The sequence below is a fragment of the Bifidobacterium sp. genome, assembly GCF_022640935.1.
GTDB lineage: Bacteria > Actinomycetota > Actinomycetes > Actinomycetales > Bifidobacteriaceae > Bifidobacterium.
Map to the genome: position 1 here is coordinate 52341 of NZ_JALCCV010000005.1, position 22091 is coordinate 74431.

Consider the following 22091-nt stretch of genomic DNA (forward strand, 5'->3'; position numbering starts at 1 on the left):
TAGATATACAAAGGAATTTACATGACCGCTGCAACCATAGCTGTGCGTACATCGCAGGACGTCAAACAAGAGGCGCAGCAGGTGTTCAAAGGCCTCGGCCTTGATATGAGCACCGCCATCAACATGTTCCTCAGACAAAGCATTGTCGAGCAGGCGCTACCGTTCCGGCCGTCGCTGCAAGACGTAAACAACGCTCCGACCCGATACGCCGAAACGAGAAAAGGAAGCAACGATGCAGATAGTCTCAGCCTCGCACCCGTCGATTCGCACGATGGGCCGTATCGACGACGATGATCCTGCCCGCCAGATATGGGTGTTTCCCTATACCCAGGCATCATTTGGATTCACCGGGACTTCGTTGGACATATTGCTGACCAATCATTGGGCGGGCGGCGAGAGCGACGTCGGCGTCATGCTCGACGGATTATCCTACAAGATTCGCATACCCGCCAACGAAACCGAGCTCTCTGTGACGCTGGCTGACCACCTGCCTGATATCGAGCATGAGGTCGTGGTCTACAAACGGCGGGACGGGCAGCATTATATCGAGCTCCACGGCTTCGGCATTGACGATGATGCACAGATCCTTCCCCCTTCCGCCCCCGCGCCGACCCGCCGCATCGAGGTGTTCGGCGACTCCGTATCCGCAGGAGAGCGCAATGAGGCAACGCGGTATACGGGTCACGTCGATCCGGCTGCAGATCTGAGCGGCTACAGCGACTCCTGGTGCTCATACGCCGCCATTACGGCCCGGCGATGCAATGCCGAACTGCACAATATCTCGCAGGGCGGCGCAGCGCTCATCGACGGCATCGGCTGGTTCAACGGACCGGACCCCAAAGGTCTCAAAGGGATGGAAAGCATCTGGGACCGCATCGAATACAATCCAAACCTGAATTGTTCCAAGCGCTGGGATTTCTCGCGTTTCACCCCGCACGTCGTTATTGTGGCGATCGGTCAGAACGACGCCCATCCGCATGATTTCATGAAGGACGCTTACTTCGGGCGCGAGGCGGCGCAGTGGCGAAACCGGTACGCGGAATTCATCGCCAGGCTGCGATCGACTTACCCGCGCGCTTTGATCGTATGCATGACCACCGTGATGAATCACGACGCCGCATGGGACCGGGCCATCGCCGATGTTTCACAAGCCGCGCGCGACGCCAAGGTCGTGCATCATCTCTTCTCCCGCAACGGCTCAGCGACTCCGGGGCACCCTAGGATCATTGAGCATGAGGAGATGGCGAAAGAGCTGACGCTTTTCCTCGAGCGCCTCGGGGACGATATCTGGCAATGAGCCGGCGACAGGACAGGTTCATTCGTTTCACGCTGCCCCGAGCTAGATCAGCGGTGATACGCCTGGCATACGTGCACCATCACGATGGGTCTGAAAGACGCCCAGCTGCGGAAGATGAAGAGTGGCACGAAAACCGTTGAGCTGCGTCTCAACGACGAGAAACGTCGAGGCATCGCGGCTGGCGACCGCATTTGTTTCATGAGCACGACGACCGGCGAGGCGATCGTCGTCACAGTGCTGGAGCGCTGTGATTACAACAATTTTCATGAGCTCTACCGGCATTTCAACACGATTGCGCCGGGCTACGACCTGCAGTCTGAAGCCAATCCGGACGATATGTTTGCGGCGTGCAGCGCGGAAGCCATCGCGCGCCATGGGATTGTGGCCTTCAACGTTCGGTATCAGCTGGGCCGCTCCGCCGCACAGCCTGTGCGACCCCTTCCAATGCGCTCTGCAGATAACGCCGACCATCCCTGAAATCCGAATTGGAGCCGCCAAACAATAGGGAAATCCGCTCGCAGTGTCGCCCCGTCGCCTCCCGCGACTTCAATCCACTTCACCCCAGGCCTGATTCGACTTGGCGATTCGCAATCAGCGCCTTTTCAAAACGCCCAACAACGACTGGGAAGAGACCGTTGTTGTGCTGTCGCCGCGCACGGCGACAGCCTGCCGATTGGTGAGCGCCCTGAGGTCGAGACGGGCATCGTTGCGGGCGAGGATTCGGCCGGCGGCCCTCCCGAACAGAACATTGCGGAGATGGGGGACAACGGAAAAGTCGACGAGTCCCAAACCGGAGAAGTCGCCATGCAACGCATCTCCTTTGCGCTCGTCGTCCATAAGCCGGATGTAGCTGATATCCGGCCCGGCGACTACCGCGCCTGCAGAGACGCCGATATAGAGTTTGCCCTGGGCCACGTGCTCGGCGATGAGCCGGTCCGCGCCGGAGCGCCTGAGCGCCTGTAGGAGGAAGAAGGTATTGCCGCCAGCGACGAATATGATGTCGGCCACGCGAATTGCCTGCACGGTTTCGCCGCGCGGTGCTGTGGAAACCTCAAGCACCTTGGTCGTTACACCGAGTTTGGCGAGCTTTCCCACGCTCAGGTTGAGGGGGAATTTCACCGGGCCGACGACGCCTGCAGTCGGAATGAGCGCGGCACGCTGGCCGGCGAGACTTCCGAACAAATCAGGCAGCAGGTCGGGGATGCCGCCGCCGAAGCGCGAGGCGAGAAACAGGTTCTTCACATACCCTCCCATGTCAGCCGTCCTCCGCGTCACGGCAACGGGCGCCGAACCTGATTGTTTTTTTGCGGTCCAGATTTCAGCGTCACATTGTATACGGTATTCGGAGGCCCGCTGTACAGCCGCACAGCCGGCATACGCGAATAGTGCGCCACGCAGTCAACAAACCGGCTCACACGTTGAACACGTATTTGTCCAGGCGCGCCATGGCTTCCTTGACGCGGCTCAGCGGCAATGCGACATTCACGCGCAGCGCGCACGGCGCCTTGAACTGGCGGCCGTCCTGCACGGCCACGCCCACCTTCCAAGCCCGGTGCAACACCTCGTCAATGTCCGAACCATGGTTCTCGCACCAGCGGGTACAGTCCACGAACAGCATGTACGTGCCTTGCGGCTTGGCGACACCGACACCGTCGAAATGGTTTGTGATGTAATCATATGCATAGTCGACATTGCCCGTGAGCACTTCGCCCAGCTCATCGAGCCAGACATGGCCCTCAGGCTTGTACGCCCCCATCAGCGCGTGCATCGAAAGCACATTCATATCGTTGTAATGCGCCTTCGAACCCTTCGCCACCACGCGGTCCCGCAGGTACGAATTGTAGATGATATGATAGCTGCCCACGAGGCCGGCCAGATTGAAGGTCTTGCTCGGCGCATAGAAGGCCGCCGTGCGGTTTCGGGCGTCCTCGCTCACCGACTGGGTCGGAATGTGCTTGTAATCGCCCAGGATGATGTCGGACCAGATTTCGTCGGAGATCACCACGCAGTCGTTGTTCCTATACACTTCCATCGCGCGTTCGATCTCCCAACGTTCCCAGACACGGCCGCAGGGGTTGTGCGGGCTGCAAAACACCGCCACATGGATGCGGTGCTCCTTGAGCTTGCGATCCATATCCTCGAAGTCCATGCGCCACACACCTTCGTTGTCCCTGACCAGTGGACTGTGCACGATGTGGTAGCCGTTGTTTTCGATGGCCGTGGTGAAGCCGACATACGTCGGACTGTGCAGGAGCACGGCGTCGCCGGGAGCCGCGAAAGCTGTGAGCGTGGAGATCACGCCGCCCAGCACACCGTTCTCGTATCCGATCGCCTCCTTGGTGAGGCCTTCGACGCCGTTGCGGCTGCGCTGCCAGTCGATGATCGCCTTGAAATATTCGTCGGTCGGCTCGAAATAGCCGAATGCAGGGTGCTTGGCCCGCTCGATGATCGCCTCGGTGACGGTCGGCACGGTGGGGAAATTCATATCCGCCACCCACATCGGAATCGCGTCGAAGCCCTCCGCGGGCGCGTCGGGCGCGAGACCCCAACCTCCGCCGCCCAACGAATCCACCGCGAGCGCATCCTTACCATGCCGATCCATGATCGAAATGAAATCGTAAACCATATCTGTCCTTCACTGAGAGCTATTGTCGTGACGCGCCGGACGCACGAATTTCGCATTCACTGTACAACGGGCGCTGTGACGGATCGTTACGGAGGCGTCGCCGCCCCGACTTGGTCGTTCGAATCGCTGACCCACACCCATCAGGCAACCCTTCGCACCGTTTCATATCAATCTGGATCGATCGCCTCGCAGCAATCATTGAGAATTATTGAGGAATCCAAACAGCGCTTTGAGATACGGGCCGAGCACACGGTTGGGCATGCTGAAAATGCTGTGCACCGAATCGTCGAAACGCGCCATACGGATGTTGCCGCCGCCGTTTGCCACCTGCCTGACAAACCGGTCCTGCGCCGCATTGACCACCCAGATGTCTTCTCCTGCTTGGAACAGCAGCGTCGGCGTTGTGACCCGCGCGCAAGCTTCGGGCCTCAGCGCCTCGCGCGAGAGTTTCAGCGCCTCGCGCACCCACCCGAACGTAGGAGACCAACTGTGGTAATGCCCGTCCGCGGCGCGCAGTTCATAGCACCAGCGCACACGCGCCTCGCATGCATCCGTCTCTTCGCCCATATCGAATTCCGCAGGGAAACCACCATGTCCGAAGGCCACGTGCTTACTTAGGCCCATGCCGCACGCCAGCGTCATCAACGGCCACGTTAGCCCGGCCGCCATGCCTGTCTGCGGCGCGATCATCGGGCTGGAAAGCACCGCCCTGTCGAATAGCCCGGGGGTGCGCTCCATCGCGACGGCACCGATGCCGCCGCCCATGGAATGCGAGAAAAAGCTGAGCGAACGCCCCTCTGCGCACTGTCTGCCCACGGTTTGCGCGAACTTTGTCATATCGGCGACATAACGCCGATAATCATCGATCCACACCAGCGCAGGATCGTCGACGTCGCGCGGCGAATAGCCATGTCCGCGATGCTCGAGCACGCACACCGAATACCCCTGCTGCAGGAAATACCAGATCATCTCGCTGTATCGCACGGCGAATTCCGTGAATCCGTGCGAAAACACCACGGCGCCGCGCCGCTGCTGAGCAATGTCTGCTCGTTGCGGCGCAGCACTACTATTGCCAAGCCGCACGCCACCTTTTTGGGCCTTGCTCTGCGTATCGTTCTGGCCATTGGCTTGCCACGCATTGAATCTCGCCACGTCATAGCGCAAGTAGTGCAGCTTGCCCGGTGAAGACGCAGGCGCAAGATCAGCAGCTACGGCCGGCTCCATCCACCCTTCGTCGCAGCACCGAGCCAGCGCGGGAAGCACCACATCCCGCATCTCGCCCGCATAGTTCGTTTCATCGATCAGCGGCATCATCATGCCTTCATCCTAATCGGCTGCGTGCTGAAAATGACGTGCGCATAAGCGCCGGCCAAAGCAGAGCTAGCCGATATCAGAGTTCCGCACGACCTTGGCGCCAATAGCCCATGAAGGCGACCTGCCGGCGATCGATATGATGCTCACGCACCAGCAGCCGGCGGATATCTCGTACTCCGGCCGCCTCGCCAGCCACCCAAGCGTAGAAACCGGTCGTGCCCGACGACTCAGGAACTTCCCACAGCAACTCCCGGTCGATGTCGACTTTCGGCAAAATCTCATTTTCAGCAGAACCGCCACCGTCAGCGGGCCCATCGGTCAATCGCTCATGAAGCATGTTGGCCTTGTCTTCATCGACCATTGTTCCATCATTGCCCACCCCGCCATCGCTCGCCTGACCCAAATGATCGGCGATGTCCCGAACGCGCTCCAACGACGCCGCTCCCCGGGTTTCGCCACCGCGTGCCAACCAATCGACATGCACACCGGGGATGTCCGGCAGGTCAAGAGCGTCAGCGGTTTCGGGCACTTCGATGACTACGTCTGCAGCGCCCCGCCAATGATCGCGTTGCAGCGATTCCAGGATTGCTTCCACCGCCGGCACCGCAGTCTCATCGGCCGCCAGCAGCAGCCGCGTGGCCGGGCCGGGGTGAAAATCAATGCCGATCGCCGAATCCGCCGATCGTGCGTTCGGGCCGACGATTCCCGCTTCGTCTCCCGGTTTCGCACGCGCCGCGAATGTGCCAGCTGGGCCGGCTCCTTCATGGATCACAAAATCGACGACGACCTCACGCCGTTCTGGATGCGCCTTGCGAATCGTGTACGTCCGAATCGTGTATTGCCGCCCAGCCGGCAATACACGCCACTGCTCGTACCATGCGCCGCGACGGATGGAATCGCGCTCGAAGAGCAGCGGATCGGGCCAAGTGCCATCGGGCAGTGGCAGCAGCAGTTTGATGCGCTGGTCGTAGCCGTCAGTACCGAAACCGGCCAGATCATCGCCTGCGAAGGTGATGCGCATGAAATGCGGGGAAAGACGCTGCACGCGCGAGACATGAACCAGATAGGGACGGAACGCAGGTTCGTTAAGCCTTTCGGCAGCATTGGTATCCTTTGTCATTACTTCCGCCCTTCGATTGGTGATATCTGGGATTGCGCTAGGTGTGCGTGCGATGCAGCAATGTCTGCTGCGCCATTGCCCGGCCGGCAACGCCGGCGCTCACGCAGGCTGTGGCTGGAATCGGGCGACATGAATGGGGTTCCCGTCGCCGGGTCGATGCTCACGTCGGCGTCCACGGCGAAGACGTCGCGGACCAACGCGCGCGTGATGACCTCCTGGGGCGTGCCGAATGCAGCTTTGCGGCCGTCCTTCATGGCCAGAATCCAATCTGCATAGCGCGCCGCCATATTCAGGTCGTGCAGCACCATGACAACGGTGACGCCCTCCTGCTGATTGAGATCGCCAAGCAGATCAAGGACTTCGAGCTGGTAGGCGACATCCAGGTACGTGGTCGGTTCATCCAGCAGCAGGATGTCGGTTTCCTGAGCCAGCGTCAGGGCGATCCACGCGCGCTGGCGCTGGCCGCCCGAGAGCTCGTCGAGAGCCCGGTCGGCCTTGCTGGCCAGCCCGGTCACGGCGAGCGCATGGGCCATCGCCCGCTCGTCCTCGTGGGTCCAGCCTGCGGCAAGGCCATGGTAGGGGTAGCGTCCCCGAGCGATCAGGTCGGCGACGGTGATGCCCTCGGGAGCGGTAGGCGTTTGGGGCAGCAGTCCCACGATTGTCGCGACTTGCTTGGTGGGCAGAGCGCTGATCGGCTTGCCGTCCAGCAGCACGGAGCCGCTCTTCGGATTGAGCAGACGCGCAAGCGCCTTGAGCAGCGTGGATTTCCCGCAGCCGTTCGGGCCGATGATCGCGCCTACCTGATGCGCAGGGACGTCGAGATCGAAATCGCGGACTACCGCATGCCCCTCATACGCCAGCTCGAGCTGTTGCACCCTGAACGAGTGGCCGGGGTGGCTGTGCTCGTAGCCATTGCCTCTATCGGCATAGTGTCCGTTAGCGCTGATTATGCTCATCAGAACTCCTGTCTGCGGGTCATGCGGATCATCAGGATCACCAGCACCGGGCCACCGATGACGCTTGTGATCACTCCGACGGGCAGCTGCGTAGGCGGAAGATGCTGAGCGACGATATCCGACGCGAGCACCACGCAGGCTCCAACGAGGCCAGCCTGCGCGATGGCGGGTTTGCGCGGGCCGACGCATTGGGCGGCGATGGGCCCGGCAAGAAATGAAATGAAGGATATCGGGCCGCTGATGGCCGTGGCCACCGACAGTAGCAGCACGGCCACGATGATCACCACGCCTTGGGTCGGATTCACGCGCACCCCCAGACCCGTGGCGACATCGCTGCCGAAACGCAGCACGTCCACCCGCCGGTTGAGCAGGAGCAGCGCCGTGCCGCACGCGAGCACCGTCGCCAGCAGCGGCGGAATTCCGGGCCATTGCACCGATGCCAGGCTGCCGGTCAGCCAGCGCGAGGCGGCCTGGATATCCCACTGGTCGCCGCGGATGAGCATCCACGAGCTGACTGCGTTAAGGGCTGCGGCCACGCCGATGCCCATCAGAATCAGCCGGTTCGGCGCAAAAACTCCGTCCCAGGCGAGCCAAGCGACCAGAGCCGCAGTTGCCAACCCGCCTGCCACCGCAAGCAGCGAAAGCCGCACACCTGAGACGCCCAGTACGATGATGCCGAATACGGCTGTGGTATTCGCCCCGGCGGTGATGCCGATGATGTCCGGACTCGCCATCACATTGCGCAGCATATGTTGAAAACTCGCCCCGGCCATGCCGAAGGCGATGCCGCACAGCGCGCCGACGATCACCCGGGGCATGCGCAGCTCGCCGATTACGAAACTCATGCTGGGAACATCGCGACCGGCAATAAACGCCAAGACATCGCTCACCGCATATATCTGATGCCCGAAAATCAGGTCGGCGAAGAACAAGACAAACAGCAGCGCCGCGAGCGCAATCGAAATCGCCAGCGAGCGCAGCGAGGCTTTGCGGCGCAACTGCCGCAGCCGCAGCGCGATATCCGATTCCTGCAGCGGCCGTTGAGGGCCGGTCGCACCGGTGCCGGATGCACCAGAACCCGCTGAGTCAGAGGCCTCGCTGACCATGTCAGAGACATGCATATGATCCTGTTTCGCGTCCATCGTTAGACCTCCGCCATCGTGCGCCGACGGACCAACGCCACGAACACCGGGGCGCCGATCAATGCGGTGACGATGCCGACCTCCACATCGGCCGGACGGGTGATGATTCTGCCGACGACGTCCGCGACCAGCAACAGCAGTGGTCCCATCAGAGCGCTGGCGACCATGATGCGCCGGTAATCCGATCCTACGATCAACCGGGCCGCATGTGGCACGACCAATCCGACAAAGCCGATGGGACCGGCCAGCGAGGTGGCGCCGGCGCATAGCAGCACCGCGCCCACCCAGATCGTCACGCGTGCGACACGAGTCTTGAGCCCAAGCCCTACGGCGAGTTCGTCGCCCAAGGCGATTGTGTTCAGCGACCGCGCAGAAAGGAAAGCAATGACGAATCCGGCCAGAAGCAAAGGAGCGATCGGCAGCATCAGATTGAATCTGGCCCCGGAAATCCCGCCGACCTGCCAATAGCGGTATATGGAGATCACATCGACGCGCGGCAGCAGAATCGCGGCGGTCAGCGAACTGAGCACCGCGCTGAGCACCGCGCCGGCCAGCGTCAGTTTGAGCGGGGTCGGCCCGGACCTGCCCATCGAGCCCACTGCCCACACGGCCGCTGCAGTCGCGCTGCTGCCGAGCAGCGCCACCCACACGTATTGGATCGGCGTGGACAGGCCGACGAATGCGATCGAGCAAACGATGGCGAAGGCGGCGCCCGTGTTGAGTCCCAGAATGGAGGGGTCGGCGAGCGGATTGCGCGCCACACCCTGCATCAGCGTCCCGGCGACGGCCAGGCTGGCCCCCACCAGTATGCCAAGCACAGTGCGCGGGATTCGCAGCCGGATAGCGGCAGCGGCGATATCGTTCGACGACGTGGAAATCGCGCGGATAATGTCGCCAGCACTTACATTGCGCGAGCCGAACACGACCGAAAGAACGCACGCGAACGCGATAGCCATAAGCAGCAGCACGACCATGGCCGCGCCGCTGCCACGACGGCGCTCGCGTTCATGCGCTCTTGCCGCACCCGCCTGATTGCGCGAAGCAGGCGTGGCTGTGCCCGCCACGTCGGTTGCCGACGCGCCTGTTTCCACTGCATCGGTTTTCACCGTGTCAGCGTTCGCCGGTTCATTATTCACTGTGCTGCCGTTCACTGTATTGCTCAATTACCGCTGTTTTCAATCACACCGTGCTCTCGTTCGTCTGGGCTACGCCCGGTTCAGCTGCCGATCAGACTTTCGCCGCGGCTTCGCCGAGCAGTCTGACATATTCCTTGGTGGTCGCGGGAATCGAGAGCGCGGACGGGTCGAGCGCGTTGGCCATCTCCGTGTTGCTGTCGATCACTACGACCGAGCCGCGTTTGACCGCTGGGATCTTGGAGAGCAGCGGGTCGTTCTGCATGGCGGCGAGCAGGCCGGGCGTGCCGTAGGTGACGATGATGTCCACGTCTTTGTAATCGTCGGCATGCTCTGCGGAGACGTCCTTATAGAAGGAGTCGGTTCCCGCCGATGCCTTCTTGATCGAGTCTGGAGTGGCTAGCCCGAGGTCGTTGAGGAGCTGCGGCCGCACATCGGTGGTCGTGTAGATGCTGAAATTGGAAAGTTTGGCCGCGTCGAAATACATGACTGCGCCGGTTTTGCCCTTGAGATCAGGATATTGCGCGGCAGCGCCCGCGAGCTGATTTTCCAAGTCGGCGATAAGCTTCTTGCCCTGCGCCTCTTTGCCGATCGCTTTGGCGGTGGTAGTGATCATGCTGCGCCACGGGTCGCCCCATGCGACCTTCTGGTAAGCGAGGGTCGGCGCGATTTTGCTCAGCGTCTCATACTGTTCCTTGGTCATGCCCGACTGCAGCCCGATGATCAGATCCGGCTTGGACTCGGCGATTGCCTCCACATCGATGTCATCCGATTCGTCATGCAGCTGCGGCACGTCCGATTGGCTTACGCCCATCTTGTCCAACGCGTCTTTAGTCCATGGCAGGAAGCCGCCATCGACGGTTTTGCCATACGTGTTCTTCTGGATGCTCACCGGTACGACGCCCAAGGCGATGAGATTGTCGGAGCTGCCCCAGCCGACTGTGGCCACACGCTTGGGCTGCTTGGCAATCGTCGTGGTGCCGTAGGCATGCTTGATTCTTACCGGGAATGCCCCGGAGGTTGCGGAATCGTCCGCTGATGCGGAGGCATTGGAATCGCCGGCACCGTTGGACGCGCCTGAGCATGCGGCCAGCGCAACCAGCGAGCACGCGGCCACTGCTGCGGCGGCGAAACGCAGCACTCGGCGCCGGACAGCGGCCATCAATGGGGTGCGCGAGGTATGTGCTGTGGCTGACAACAATGATTGCATGGTATTTCTTGTCATAGTATTCCTTGTCGTAGCTTGGTCGGCTTCGCTGCCGTTCACGATATGCACGCCGGATCCGCGTTGGTTTTACGTTCGCGCGGCGCGCCCGCGCAACAAACGAAGTCGGCTACAACATACCAATGAAATGCCGCCAGCAACAGACTTGTAATATCGCCCGTGCTGTGGTAAGGCGCTAGCCGTTTGCACCGCTGCGAGGCTGATAAATGATTCGGCGTGCTCCTCGCGTTTTCAGCACGCCAGTAGAGGCTGATCGCATGGCGAGAACACGGGGGCGGGCGCATCTAGGGGTGTCCATGTCGAACGCGCCTGCCTGTCATGCTGGCTCTTCGTGTCTGCCTCGACAATATACGCGTGGTCGCCGCAGCGTGAGCCGGCATCAGCAATTCGCAGCCATCTCGCGAGGCAAGACTCAGGATGGCCGCGCTCGCGTCGCATGGGGGCCGTCTCTCCAGAATCACGTCAAGGACCACATTGGTGTCAATGCCGAGTCGCATCAGTATCGATCCAATCAGCGCTAAACCAATCAGCGCCAGCCCAATGCGCGCTGAGTCAAGGAGCGCCTATCCGAGGAAGGCCCGTCCAAAGCGGACCTGTCCACAGTGCACTCACCCGACTCAGATTCTGCCGGGCGTTCGCCCACGAGCTCTGATCCGACGAATGACGATCCGCTGAGTGACGATCCGCTGAGTGACGATCCGGAGAATATTTGACCAGCAGATGCTGCCGGTAATCGGATCCGTCGGACGATCCGCGTCCGGTGCCTATCAGGGCCTGAACATGCGTGGCGAGAACACCAGATTGCTGAGCGATCAACGATTCCAGATAGTCTTCCACAATCGATGACAGCGTGCGCCCGTGCGACGAGACATACTGTTTGCCGTTTTCGACGACGCGCTCGTTGATGCCCAGTGTCAGCTTCGCCGTAGGCATCCCCCTATACGTATAGGGGATAATCGGCCTCCAGGCTTCAGCACCCCCCGGACAGGCGCGCCGAGCAGGTGTCCATGCCGAGCGCGTCGTAGAGAAAATCACGTTGCAGCGTGAGCAGGTTTTCCGCGACCGTTTCGTCATTGGTCATATGCGTAATGCCGGTGAGCGGCAGGTAGGTGTGCGGGCGGCCTGCGGCCACCAGCGCCTGCGAAAGCCGCAGCGAGTGCGCGATGGTCACGTTGTCGTCGGCGAAGCCGTGGATGAGCATCAGCGGGCGGCGCAGTTTCGGCGCATCCTCGATGATGCTGTTGCTCTCGTACGCCGCCGGATCGAGGCCGAGATAGCGCTCGGTGTAGTGCGTGTCGTACAGCGTCCAGTCGGTCGGCGGCGCACCAGCGCAAGCGGCATGGATGACATCCGGGGCATCCAGCACGGCGAGCGCGGAAAGATAACCACCATACGACCACCCGATCATCGCGACCTTGCTGGTATCGGCCTGCGGCTCCGCGTCGGCAAGAGCCTTCACTGTTTCTACCTGGTCGGCGAGCGAGATCTCCTTCATGCTCTCGAAGATTTCGCGATCCCAACGTGGTCCGCGGCCGGTGGTGCCGCGGCCGTCGGAGGTGACGACGAGGAAACCCTGATCAGCCCACCATTGCGAATCCCAGTAGAAGGACTCGCTGAGCATGACCTGCTGCGCGCCCGGACCGCCATAGGGCTTCAAGAGGACGGGCAGCTTGTCGGCGCCCGCATAAGGGCTTTGGGCGCTCGGCCGCGTGATGGCGGTGAACAGCTGGCGCTCGCCGAGCCGCAGAAATGTGGTGTTCGGCGTAAAACCGGGTGTTGCCGAATGATTCTCGATCGTGACGCGGAAGATAGGCGCGGCGGATGTGGGCGGCGTGGTCGCGGCATGGTCGGCGGCCGCAGCCTTCGTAACGCTATGCGTCATCGTCGCCTGCGGCCCATTCATCGAGTGCCCGGTAACGATCATTCCGCAGCCCGCGCGCGATGCCGTATACACGCCAGGTTCGCCGGTGACCGGGGTGACATTGCCCGCGTAGTCAAAGATGACCACATCGAGGCTGCGGGCGTCATGGTCGCCGCGCGTAGCATTCCAGACGCCGAGCGACGTATCAGACGATGCGGCATGACCATTCGAATCGTCCAAGACCTCGTCCGTAAGTTTGCCCAGAGTATCCAACTCCGGCGTGCGCTGCACAATCGCCAGCACGTTTTCGTCGCCCGCGTCGATCACCCGGCGCACCTGCCAGCCAGCCGGCGTGAACGCCTTGCCGTCAACGGTGAGTCGATTGGTGTCGGCCTCCATGTCGTTCGCCGCGCACAGCAGGCGCCCGTCCGGCGTATATGCCGGTGTGCCGAGAATCAAATCCAACCACTGCTCGTTGGCATGCTCTTCGAGCACGCTCGTCACGCCCGACTGCTCCACTGCCAGCACCTGATCGCGGTTCTGCCGGCGGTTCTGCACCAGCAGTAACGGGCGATGCCCGGCCGACCAGCTTACAGCCGCCACATATTCGTATGCTTTGCGGTCCCAAGCGATACGCCTCGCATCCAAACCGCAAGAATGACCATGCCCATCGAAGCTGAGTCCAGCCAAAGTCAAATGCACATCGGCGTTGTGCGTCAGCGCGCGCGGATAGCGGCGCGGACGCGCCTGGACCTCAGGATCGGTCGGATCGCTGATATACCACACAGGTTCAGGCGAGCTGTCAAAGGTTTCGAAGATCACGCCATCGGAATCAGGCGACCACCAGAAGCCGTCATAACGATCCATTTCCTCGCCGGCGACGAATTCCGCCAAGCCTATCCGCCATGTGTCCTCAGCGTCATCGTCTCCGCCAACGCCCCACAGCGCCGCCACATGGTCTCCGGTCTGCGGCTGCGAATCCTTCTCCCCACCACAACGGTGAGCGTGCGCATACGCCGCATGGGCATGACCGAGTTCCGACATATTCGCAGCGTAATCCGCGCTTCCGGCGCCGCTGGATGGATTCATATCAGCGTCGTCAGAATCATCAGCTTCAACCACCTTGCCACCGCCTGTACTGCCCGCACCGTCTGCCGCAGCTTCGCCAGCCACATCATCCCAGTCGGCGATATCGACGATCACCAGATGCCGGCCCGTGGTATAAAGCACATGCCTGCCGTCGGGCGAGATGCGCGGATTGAGCACCGGCGCATACTCCGGGTGCCCGCTGCCCAGACTGCCTACGCCCAGCTGGCGCGTCTTCGCGCCTTGGCCATCCTCGCCGATTTGCGTGAGATCAGTGAGGAACAACCTGCCATCGATGGTGAAAGTCACGCGGTTTCCTGCTGCATCAGCCGAATACGACACGATGCCATGACCGCCTTCCCGCGCGCGTTCGCGACGTGCCCGCTCTTCGGGTGGCACCTCTTCACTCTCCGCATCGGCCAGCAGCTCGCGCGGATCGGCCAGCAACACCTCGTCATGGCTGCCATCCGGTCCGATGACGCTCAGCCACAGCGCTGTCACGAGGTCTTCGGGACCGTCGGAACGCAGGAACAGCGCTCGCGTGCCGTCGCCGACCGCCCTCGCTGAACGCGGCGCGCCGCAGTTGAAGCGCAGGGTGCGGGCTTTGAGACGGGGAAACTCTTGGATGGCTTGTGGAATACTCATGTCCTACAGGCTACTGCGTCATCGCGCCAAAAAAACAAACCGGAGGATTTGCGTAAGGCTCACGCAAACTTTCCGCCACGAGCGGCCCCAACGCACACCGGTCAGATGGCGTCGGACATCGTGAATCCCGCACGAATTCAACATCAGCGTGGGAATCGCGACGTCTCAGGCCTGTCAACTGTCTCAAACCCCGCGCAGACTTCGTCAACCTGCGGGCTTTGAGAACGATTGGCAACAGTCCCAGCAATGGAGAATTTGCAAGCATCACCAACGATTTTTTGCCCATTTCGCCCCGCCGCGTAGGATAGGTGAGGATAGAAAGGGATCACTATGAGCGTTCTCGACCGTTTTGAAAAAAGCGTCGAAGGTGCGGTCAACGGAGTGTTTGCGAAATTCGGGTCCAAGGACCTGCAGCCTGTTGACCTTTCAAGCGCCCTCGAGCGTGAAATCGACGCCGAAGCCATGCCGGTCGGGCGCGACCGTACAGTGGCACCGAACGAGTACCGTTTCAAGCTCAGCACCCCCGATTTCGATCACATCGAGCAGTGGGGCAGCGAGACACTCGCCAATGAACTGGCGGACAATCTCACGCAGTACGCCAAAAGCCAGCATTACGCCTTCGTCGGACCGGTGGTCGTGATCTTCGAAGAGGACCTGGACCTGAACAAGGGCGGCTTCAACCTCTCTTCCGAGTCGGTCAAGGGCAACGCGGTGCCGGTCACGACCGACGACCAGACGCAGGACAGCCCGATGCTCGAGATCAACGGCAGCCAGTATCTGCTCACCAAGGAGAAAACCGTGGTTGGACGTGGCTCCGGCTGTGACATCGTCATCGACGATCCCGGCATCTCACGCAACCACTTGGAAATCGATATCACCGATAACGGCGTCATTGCGCGCGACCTGGGATCCACTAACGGCACGTATGTGGAGGGCCATCAGGTGCCCGCCGCCACGCTGCTGGATGGCAACACGATCACGATCGGCCGCACCCGCATCCTGTACTGGGCTTCCGCGCAGGATCAGGACTGACCCGGTCTATCGCCTGACGTCATGTTCACTGAACTCACCTTCGCGATCCTCAAGTACGGATTCCTGATCCTGCTCTGGGTCTTCGTCTGGCTCACTGTCCGCTCGCTGCACCGGGACATCGAGACGCTCAGCCCACGCAAGTCGCGCGCCCACCGACGTGCCGAGAAACGCGCCCGCAAGGCTGCCACGGCCCCGGTATCCCCTGCCTTAGGGACCGTGGGGCGTCCACGCACCACCCAAATGCCTGTCATCGAGCAGACAAACAGGCAGGCGAATACGCCAATCAGCGCGCACGCAGACGGCGCGCCAGCGGATGGACCGACTTTGCTTGTGGTTATCGACGGCCCCCTTGCCGGCTCCTCGGTGCCGCTCTCCAACGAAACCATCACGCTGGGCCGTTCCGCCACGAACACCGTGGTCATGAATGACGAATTCGTCTCTTCGCACCACGCTCGCGTGTATCGTGACCCGGCCTCGTCCGATTGGGTCATCGAAGACTTGGGCAGCACCAACGGCACGGCGGTCAACCAGCGCCGCATCAGCGAGCCGACCCTTCTACCGGCCGGCGCGCCGGTGCGCATCGGCGCCACGACCTTCGAGCTGAGGTGAGTCGCCATATGCCGAAAACCGCTGATTCGCCAACGCTGTTCCTCTATTCCACAACCGTCTCGGATGTGGGTACGGTGCGCAGCAACAACCAGGACTCGTCGTTCGCCGGCGAGCACCTGATCGCGATCTGCGATGGCATGGGCGGCCATGCGGGCGGCGACACGGCCTCGACCATCGCGATCCGTTCGCTGGCCCATATCGAGCGCGACGACGTGCGCAGCCACGTGCGCACGGTTTCAGCCATGATGGAAACTTCTGTAATGGCCGCCCACGATGCCATCGTGGGCAAGGCCAAACGCGAGCGCAAGCTGGCTGGCATGGGCACCACCGTGACTGCGGTCGCGCTCGTGGGAGGGTATTGGATTCTGGCCCATATCGGCGATTCGCGGGCGTATCTGCTGCGCGACGGCACGCTGACGCGCATGTCTTCCGACCACAGCTATGTCCAGCATTTGATCGACACCGGCCGCATCACTCCGGCCGAAGCGCGCAACCACCCCCAGCGCAACGTGGTGATGCGCGTGCTGGGCGATTTCGATATCGATCCACGGCCCGACATCGCGATTTGTGCCGCCCATCCGGCCGATCGCTGGCTGCTGTGCTCCGACGGCATGGATGGCGTACTCGAGGATTCCACGATTCAGGAGACGCTGACGCAGGTCTCCGATCAAGCCGAATGCGCGCAACGCCTGGTTTCCATGGCTTTGAAGGCCGGCAGCACCGATAATGTCACAGCGGTGATTGGCGACGCGACGCTTGCACTGGACGCCGATGCCTTCGATCTGCCGCATCAGACGCCATTGATCGGCGGGGCGGCTACAGCGAGCTTGGAAGCTCTTGCCGATATCGTCAACGAGCCAGTAGCTTCTGCGCCGAATCTGCGCCATGACAACGATTCACCTGCCCAGCGAGCAGCCGCTTTGTCGCAGGATCCCGACACAGATGTTGAGGTGGTCGAACCGCGCGTTGTACAGCCTTCATCGCTGCGCGCTGACGAGGACGCGGACACCGATACCGGGGAGATACCGGTCGTGCAGAAAAAGGACGGGCGCGTTTCCACTGATCCCAACGACCCTGAGGTAGCCAGCGCAATCCGCCGCGAGCAGCTCCAGCAGCGGCAGGATTCCCGGTCGCGCAAGTTTCGCCGTCGCATCCGGGCAGTTGTCACCGTTCTGCTGGTCATCGCCGCCATGGCGGCTGCGGCCTTCGGCGCCTGGCGGTGGAGCCAGACAAAATACTATCTTGGCGAGGGCGGCGGCGTCGTTGCAATCTACCAAGGCGTGAACACGAATCTATTCGGCTACCCGCTGTCGCATGAGGTCGAAGAAACCGATATCGCGATCGCGCAGCTCCCCCAGTCCTGGCGCGACCAGTTGAGCCAGGGCATCGCCGTGGACAGCCTGTCCGAGGCACACAGCCATGTGCAGCTCATCGAACGCGAAGTCGAGAATCTCACTGATGCGGACGATGCAGGCGCAGGAACCGGCGCGTCCGGAGGCGCGGATGATGGCGCTTCCGCGGATCCCAGCGCATCCTCGGCGTCCCCGTCGGCATCCGCCACGAAGGGAGGCGCGCAATGATCGCCGCCCGCCTTCGTCAGGTATCGCTGCTCGCGTTCGCGATGCTGCTCAGTTTCATCGCTTTCTTCCAGATGTTCGAGCGCACCGTCGGCGCCTTCCCTTTGAGATTCGCCGGCATGCTCGGCATAGCCAGCGCGCTGGTGTTCGTCCTATGGGGATTGCTGCTCAGATTCCAGCCATACGCCAGCCAGTCGATTCTGGCCTGTGTGCTGCTGCTCACTTCGATCGGCACGATGATGATCGCGCGCATCGACAACGAGAACGACACGAATGCGGCCTTCCGCCAGCTGATCTGGCTGTGCATCGCGCTGGTGCTCACCGCCCTGCTCGTTGTGTTCCTGCAGGATTACCGCGTGCTGCGGCGTTTCTCATATGTCAGCATGATCGTCGGCTTGGGCCTGCTGCTCTCGCCCATGCTCCCGGGCATCGGCCGGGAAATCGGCGGCGCGCGCATCTGGCTCGGTTTCGGCAGCCATACGTTCCAGCCTGGCGAATTCGCAAAACTGTTCCTAGCCTTCTTCTTCGCCGCCTATCTGTTCGATCACCGCGACCAGCTGGCCGTGGGCGGCAAAAAGATGCTGGGCATGCGACTGCCGCGCATCAAGGACACCGGGCCAATCATCGTCGTGTGGCTGGCTTCGATGGGAGTCTTGGTCGTCCAGCATGACCTCGGCACTTCGTTGATGTTCTTCGCGATGTTCGTTTCCATGCTGTATGTGGCGACGGGCCGCAAAAGCTGGGTGGTCATCGGCTTTCTCGCCTTCGCCGCAGGCTCCGTTCTCGCCTCCCGCCTGTTCACCCACGTCGGGTACCGCGTGCAGGCGTGGCTGCATCCGCTCGACAAGGCGGTGTACAACCAGTACCCGGGCGGCTCTTCACAACTGGTCAAAGGCTTGTTCGGCATAGCTTCCGGCGGTCTTACGGGCAACGGCATTGGCCAAGGCCATCCGGCGCTCACCCCGCTGGCCAATTCCGACTTCATTTATTCTTCCCTCGGCGAAGAGCTCGGCCTGACCGGACTGCTGGCCATTCTGGCGCTCTATGTCATCATCATCGCCTCAGGGCTCGCCACGGCCATGAAAATCAAGGATGGCTTCGGCAAGCTGCTTGCCGCCGGGCTCGTGTTCACCATGGCCTTCCAGGTGTTCACGGTGGTGGGCGGCATCACGCTGGTAATCCCGCTCACCGGGCTGACACTGCCGTATATGGCCGCGGGCGGGTCTTCGTTGATCGCGAACTTCCTGCTGGCCGGGTTGCTGATCGTGATTTCGAACGCGGCGAACAGGCCAGAACCCGATGACGCCATCTCCGACACCTTCCAATATGAGGCGTTGGCCGCGCTGCACGGTCGGCGGGAGCGTGGCGGCAACGCCCACAGCCAGAGCAACCGCATGGATGCTCACTCCCAGCGCGCTGCCCAAGGCAGGGCGCTATGAACAAGAGCCTGCGTCAGCTGTTCACCGCCGTCATCGTCCTGTTCGCGATACTCGGCCTGTCCAGCACCATCATCACCGCGATCTGGGCCTCCGATCTCAATGCGGATTCGCGCAACAGCCGCACGCTGTATCACAGCATCAGCGCGCCGCGCGGCCCTATCCTGGCCTCAGACGGCACGGTGATCGCAAAATCAGTGCCGGTCAACGACGCTTTCGCTTACCAGCGCTCGTATGCGAATGGGCCTTTGTATGCGCCTGTCACCGGTTATTTCTCCATCACCCATCCCAGCGAGCAGGGCATCGAAATGTCGCAGGCCAGCCTGCTGAGCGGCGACTCGACCGCCTTGTTCTGGCAGAAGATCAAATCGACGATCGCCGGGGACGAAAGCAAGGGCGCGTCCATCGAAACATCGATCGATCCCAAGCTCCAGCAGGCTGCATTCCAGGGTCTGGAAGGCAAGGACGGCGCCGCTGTGGCGATCGAGGTGCGCACGGGGCGCATTCTTGCCATGGCGAGCACGCCGAGCTATGATCCGAACCAGCTGGCGCAGCACGACACGGCGAAAATCAACAGCGCCTACGGCAAATTGACCTCCGGCAGCAACAGCCCGATGCTCAACCGCGCCATCGCACAGTATTATCCGCCCGGCTCCACATTCAAAACCGTGGTGGCCGCTGCCGCATTGGAAAGCGGCAAATACAATCCGGACACGTCCATCCCCGCCGGTGCCAGCTACACATTGCCTGGCACTAAGACCGACTTGACCAATGCCGAGTCGCGCGCTAACGGCTCGAACGGCAAGATCTCCATGGAAGACGCGCTCGCTTATTCGTCAAACACAGCATTCGCCCAACTCGGCGTCGCGCTGGGCAGCGATGCAATCACACAGCAGGCGGAGAAGCTTGGCTTCGGCAGTTCGATCCCGATCGACAGCGATGATTCCGCCGGCAGACCGATGCGCGCCATCGCCTCGAACTTCCCGGCGACCACCGGCGAAGACAGACTGGCCTTGGCTTCGATTGGGCAAGGCGACGTGCTCGAAACGCCCTTGCAGAATGCGCTGATCGCCTCGGCAATCGCCAACGGCGGCACGCTGATGCGTCCTTCGCTGGTGGACCGGGTGCGTTCGAGCGATCTCTCACTGGTCTCGCAAAACGACCCCGAAGTCATGTCGCAGGCCTTCAGCAAGGACACAGCCAACAAACTCAACCAGATGATGCAAGCCGTCGTGACCAAGGAGAATCCGAATCTGGCCATCAGCGGCATACAGGTCGCCGCGAAGACCGGAACCGCGCAAATCGGTACGAACAACACCAGCATCGACGCATGGGTGATCGGTTTTGCGCCCGCCGACAACCCGAAGATCGCAGTCGCAGTGGTCGTCCATAATACGGATATGCTTGGCTCCTATGCGGCCGGACCCATCATGAAGCAGATCATGCAGGAGGCGTTGCGGCAATGAAACTCATCGAAGGCCAGCTCATCCACCAGCGCTACCGGCTCGACTGCCGACTCGCGCAAGGCGGCATGGGCGAAGTTTGGAAAGGCTACGATATCCAGCTCGGCCGCGCGGTAGCCATCAAGGCGTTGCGCGGCGATGCGGGAAACGCCGAGGCCAAGCTGCGCCGGCTGCGTGTGGAGGCGCATAATTCGGCGAATCTCGCCCACCCGAACATCGCCGCGCTCTTCGAATACTACGAGCATGATGGCATCGGATTCCTGATCATGGAATACGTGCCGAGCAAATCTCTGGCCGACCTCTTCCACGAGAAGGGCACGATGGATCCGGTCGAACTGCTGCCGATCCTTGAGCAGACGGCGCGCGGACTGTTCATCGCGCATTCGCACGGGGTCATCCACCGCGATGTGAAGCCGGCGAATATCATGGTTTCGGATGACGGCGATGTGAAGATCACCGATTTCGGCGTCTCCTACTCCACCAATCAGGAGCAGATCACACAGGATGGCATGGTGGTGGGGACCGCGCAATACATCTCGCCCGAACAGGCGCAGGGCAGGCACGCCACCGCGCAATCCGACATCTATTCCCTCGGCGTCGTGGCATACGAGGGCCTGTGCGGCCATCGTCCTTTCACCGGGGCCACACCGGTTGACATCGCCGCAGCGCACGTCAACGACCCGGTACCACCATTGCCTGATTCGGTGGATGTGCAGCTGGCTCAGTTCGTGATGTCGATGCTGTCGAAAGACCCGCTGGATAGGCCCGGCGATGCCCTCGTCGTCTCGCGCACTCTCTCGAAGATCGAACGGCGGCTGCTCGACCAGCAGACCATACTGAACGATTCGACCAGGATCATGCCCTCCGGCAACCGTATGCCTCGACGCATCGTCAGCGCGCCACATACTCTTCTGGATATTCGTCTGCACGGCTCGGATTCGGCATTGACGTCGGCCCGGGCGGTATCTCCAGCACCATTCCAGACGGCAACTCGAGACGACCCGGGGCAATTCCAAGTGTTCACTAGCGGCACGCCTGCGCCGCGAACCGCGAGTTCACAAGCAGGGCAAACGACAAGGAGCAACCATGAGTAGCAATCTGCCCTCTTCGTTGGCCAACGGCCGCTACCAGCTCGGCCAGCTCATCGGCCGTGGCGGCATGGCCGAGGTGCATGTCGCGCTCGACACACGCCTTGGGCGCACCGTCGCCATCAAGATCATGCGCTCCGACCTGGCGAATGACGAGATCTTCCTGACCCGCTTCCGGCGCGAGGCTCATTCAGTCGCGCAGATGAACAACCCCAATATCGTCAACATCTACGATTCCGGCGAAGAGACGAATGTCGACGAAGCCGGGAACACCGAACGGCTACCCTATATCGTCATGGAATGCGTCAAAGGCCAGACGCTCCGCGACATCATCAAAGTGAACGGGCCGTTGAACCAGCGCGATGCCGAGCAGGTGATGCTGGGCGTGCTGGGCGCCTTGGAATATTCGCACCGCATGGGCATTATCCACCGGGATATCAAGCCTGGCAACATCATGATCTCCGAGCAGGGCATGGTCAAA

General features: G+C 61.6%; 21 protein-coding genes. 10 read left to right on the top strand and 11 right to left on the bottom strand.

Annotation, left to right across the window (positions count from 1 at the left end):
- The first annotated feature begins 21 nt into the window (after nt 1-21).
- The 3 genes from LKG04_RS02815 (at nt 22) to LKG04_RS02825 (ending at nt 1774) form a co-directional block, all read left to right on the top strand.
- A complete protein-coding gene (locus LKG04_RS02815) occupies nt 22-294 on the top strand; it encodes a type II toxin-antitoxin system RelB/DinJ family antitoxin (RefSeq protein ID WP_291761618.1) in 273 nt (90 codons plus the stop codon).
- Complete coding sequence (locus LKG04_RS02820) at nt 233-1297, top strand: GDSL-type esterase/lipase family protein (protein WP_291761616.1); 1065 nt, start codon at nt 233-235, stop codon at nt 1295-1297. The genes LKG04_RS02815 and LKG04_RS02820 overlap by 62 nt, the downstream gene beginning before the upstream one ends.
- Before the next feature lie 84 nt (nt 1298-1381).
- Nucleotides 1382-1774 carry an ASCH domain-containing protein gene (locus tag LKG04_RS02825; RefSeq protein WP_291761614.1) on the top strand — a complete coding sequence of 131 codons (393 nt, stop codon included), beginning with the start codon at nt 1382-1384 and terminating at the stop codon, nt 1772-1774.
- 114 nt (nt 1775-1888) lie between these two features.
- Here the strand turns inward: LKG04_RS02825 and LKG04_RS02830 are convergent, their stop codons facing one another.
- From LKG04_RS02830 to LKG04_RS02875, 11 genes are all read right to left on the bottom strand, one after another.
- Complete coding sequence (locus tag LKG04_RS02830; protein ID WP_291761612.1) at nt 1889-2551, bottom strand: Type 1 glutamine amidotransferase-like domain-containing protein; 663 nt, start codon at nt 2549-2551, stop codon at nt 1889-1891.
- A 157-nt stretch (nt 2552-2708) separates the two neighbouring features.
- Nucleotides 2709-3923, bottom strand: coding sequence for a MalY/PatB family protein (locus LKG04_RS02835; protein ID WP_291761609.1), 1215 nt, complete (start codon nt 3921-3923; stop codon nt 2709-2711).
- Between the two features lie 195 nt (nt 3924-4118).
- Nucleotides 4119-5240, bottom strand: coding sequence for an alpha/beta fold hydrolase (locus tag LKG04_RS02840; protein WP_291761607.1), 1122 nt, complete (start codon nt 5238-5240; stop codon nt 4119-4121).
- A 73-nt stretch (nt 5241-5313) separates the two neighbouring features.
- A complete protein-coding gene (locus LKG04_RS02845; protein ID WP_291761604.1) occupies nt 5314-6357 on the bottom strand; it encodes a siderophore-interacting protein in 1044 nt (347 codons plus the stop codon).
- A complete protein-coding gene (locus LKG04_RS02850; RefSeq protein WP_291761602.1) occupies nt 6357-7313 on the bottom strand; it encodes an ABC transporter ATP-binding protein in 957 nt (318 codons plus the stop codon). Before LKG04_RS02850 ends, LKG04_RS02845 begins: the two co-directional genes overlap by 1 nt.
- Nucleotides 7313-8455 (bottom strand): FecCD family ABC transporter permease, encoded by a 1143-nt coding sequence (locus tag LKG04_RS02855; RefSeq protein ID WP_291761600.1) that lies wholly within the window; start codon nt 8453-8455, stop codon nt 7313-7315. The genes LKG04_RS02850 and LKG04_RS02855 overlap by 1 nt, the downstream gene beginning before the upstream one ends.
- A 2-nt stretch (nt 8456-8457) precedes the next feature.
- Nucleotides 8458-9606 carry a FecCD family ABC transporter permease gene (locus tag LKG04_RS02860; protein ID WP_291763226.1) on the bottom strand — a complete coding sequence of 383 codons (1149 nt, stop codon included), beginning with the start codon at nt 9604-9606 and terminating at the stop codon, nt 8458-8460.
- A 76-nt stretch (nt 9607-9682) separates the two neighbouring features.
- Nucleotides 9683-10813 (bottom strand): iron-siderophore ABC transporter substrate-binding protein, encoded by a 1131-nt coding sequence (locus LKG04_RS02865; protein ID WP_291761595.1) that lies wholly within the window; start codon nt 10811-10813, stop codon nt 9683-9685.
- A gap of 284 nt (nt 10814-11097) precedes the next feature.
- Entirely contained in the window at nt 11098-11310 is a 213-nt protein-coding gene (locus LKG04_RS08765; RefSeq protein WP_363300729.1) for a PIN domain-containing protein, read from the bottom strand.
- A gap of 55 nt (nt 11311-11365) precedes the next feature.
- The gene (locus tag LKG04_RS02870; protein ID WP_291761593.1) at nt 11366-11746 is read right to left on the bottom strand and encodes a DUF6364 family protein; all 381 of its coding nucleotides are present in this window, start codon (nt 11744-11746) and stop codon (nt 11366-11368) included.
- A 37-nt stretch (nt 11747-11783) separates the two neighbouring features.
- Complete coding sequence (locus LKG04_RS02875; RefSeq protein ID WP_291761592.1) at nt 11784-14405, bottom strand: S9 family peptidase; 2622 nt, start codon at nt 14403-14405, stop codon at nt 11784-11786.
- 330 nt (nt 14406-14735) lie between these two features.
- Between LKG04_RS02875 and LKG04_RS02880 the strand changes: the two genes are divergently transcribed.
- The 7 genes from LKG04_RS02880 to LKG04_RS02910 all read left to right on the top strand — a co-directional run.
- Nucleotides 14736-15437, top strand: a complete 702-nt coding sequence (locus LKG04_RS02880) for an FhaA domain-containing protein (RefSeq protein WP_291761590.1) — start codon at nt 14736-14738, stop codon at nt 15435-15437.
- A gap of 21 nt (nt 15438-15458) precedes the next feature.
- A complete protein-coding gene (locus LKG04_RS02885; protein WP_291761587.1) occupies nt 15459-16046 on the top strand; it encodes an FHA domain-containing protein FhaB/FipA in 588 nt (195 codons plus the stop codon).
- Between the two features lie 8 nt (nt 16047-16054).
- Complete coding sequence (locus LKG04_RS02890) at nt 16055-17626, top strand: PP2C family protein-serine/threonine phosphatase (RefSeq protein ID WP_291761585.1); 1572 nt, start codon at nt 16055-16057, stop codon at nt 17624-17626.
- Nucleotides 17623-19062: an FtsW/RodA/SpoVE family cell cycle protein gene (locus LKG04_RS02895; protein ID WP_291761583.1), complete on the top strand. Its 1440-nt coding sequence runs from the start codon at nt 17623-17625 to the stop codon at nt 19060-19062. Before LKG04_RS02890 ends, LKG04_RS02895 begins: the two co-directional genes overlap by 4 nt.
- Nucleotides 19059-20525: a peptidoglycan D,D-transpeptidase FtsI family protein gene (locus tag LKG04_RS02900; RefSeq protein WP_291761581.1), complete on the top strand. Its 1467-nt coding sequence runs from the start codon at nt 19059-19061 to the stop codon at nt 20523-20525. The genes LKG04_RS02895 and LKG04_RS02900 overlap by 4 nt, the downstream gene beginning before the upstream one ends.
- Nucleotides 20522-21616: a serine/threonine-protein kinase gene (locus LKG04_RS02905; protein WP_291761579.1), complete on the top strand. Its 1095-nt coding sequence runs from the start codon at nt 20522-20524 to the stop codon at nt 21614-21616. The genes LKG04_RS02900 and LKG04_RS02905 overlap by 4 nt, the downstream gene beginning before the upstream one ends.
- Nucleotides 21609-22091, top strand: a 483-nt coding sequence (locus LKG04_RS02910) for a protein kinase domain-containing protein (RefSeq protein ID WP_291763228.1), incomplete at its 3' end; no start/stop codon positions are given. The genes LKG04_RS02905 and LKG04_RS02910, both read left to right, overlap by 8 nt.

Coding starts and splice junctions, on each gene's coding strand:
- LKG04_RS08765 (WP_363300729.1), bottom strand. CDS start 11,310: ATGCGACTCGGCATTGACACCAATGTGGTCCTTGACGTGATTCTGGAG.
- LKG04_RS02865 (WP_291761595.1), bottom strand. CDS start 10,813: ATGACAAGAAATACCATGCAATCATTGTTGTCAGCCACAGCACATACC.
- LKG04_RS02820 (WP_291761616.1), top strand. CDS start 233: ATGCAGATAGTCTCAGCCTCGCACCCGTCGATTCGCACGATGGGCCGT.
- LKG04_RS02850 (WP_291761602.1), bottom strand. CDS start 7,313: ATGAGCATAATCAGCGCTAACGGACACTATGCCGATAGAGGCAATGGC.
- LKG04_RS02840 (WP_291761607.1), bottom strand. CDS start 5,240: ATGATGATGCCGCTGATCGATGAAACGAACTATGCGGGCGAGATGCGG.
- LKG04_RS02905 (WP_291761579.1), top strand. CDS start 20,522: ATGAAACTCATCGAAGGCCAGCTCATCCACCAGCGCTACCGGCTCGAC.
- LKG04_RS02895 (WP_291761583.1), top strand. CDS start 17,623: ATGATCGCCGCCCGCCTTCGTCAGGTATCGCTGCTCGCGTTCGCGATG.
- LKG04_RS02880 (WP_291761590.1), top strand. CDS start 14,736: ATGAGCGTTCTCGACCGTTTTGAAAAAAGCGTCGAAGGTGCGGTCAAC.
- LKG04_RS02835 (WP_291761609.1), bottom strand. CDS start 3,923: ATGGTTTACGATTTCATTTCGATCATGGATCGGCATGGTAAGGATGCG.
- LKG04_RS02830 (WP_291761612.1), bottom strand. CDS start 2,551: ATGGGAGGGTATGTGAAGAACCTGTTTCTCGCCTCGCGCTTCGGCGGC.
- LKG04_RS02855 (WP_291761600.1), bottom strand. CDS start 8,455: ATGGACGCGAAACAGGATCATATGCATGTCTCTGACATGGTCAGCGAG.
- LKG04_RS02845 (WP_291761604.1), bottom strand. CDS start 6,357: ATGACAAAGGATACCAATGCTGCCGAAAGGCTTAACGAACCTGCGTTC.
- LKG04_RS02815 (WP_291761618.1), top strand. CDS start 22: ATGACCGCTGCAACCATAGCTGTGCGTACATCGCAGGACGTCAAACAA.
- LKG04_RS02875 (WP_291761592.1), bottom strand. CDS start 14,405: ATGAGTATTCCACAAGCCATCCAAGAGTTTCCCCGTCTCAAAGCCCGC.
- LKG04_RS02870 (WP_291761593.1), bottom strand. CDS start 11,746: ATGCCTACGGCGAAGCTGACACTGGGCATCAACGAGCGCGTCGTCGAA.
- LKG04_RS02890 (WP_291761585.1), top strand. CDS start 16,055: ATGCCGAAAACCGCTGATTCGCCAACGCTGTTCCTCTATTCCACAACC.
- LKG04_RS02900 (WP_291761581.1), top strand. CDS start 19,059: ATGAACAAGAGCCTGCGTCAGCTGTTCACCGCCGTCATCGTCCTGTTC.
- LKG04_RS02825 (WP_291761614.1), top strand. CDS start 1,382: ATGGGTCTGAAAGACGCCCAGCTGCGGAAGATGAAGAGTGGCACGAAA.
- LKG04_RS02885 (WP_291761587.1), top strand. CDS start 15,459: ATGTTCACTGAACTCACCTTCGCGATCCTCAAGTACGGATTCCTGATC.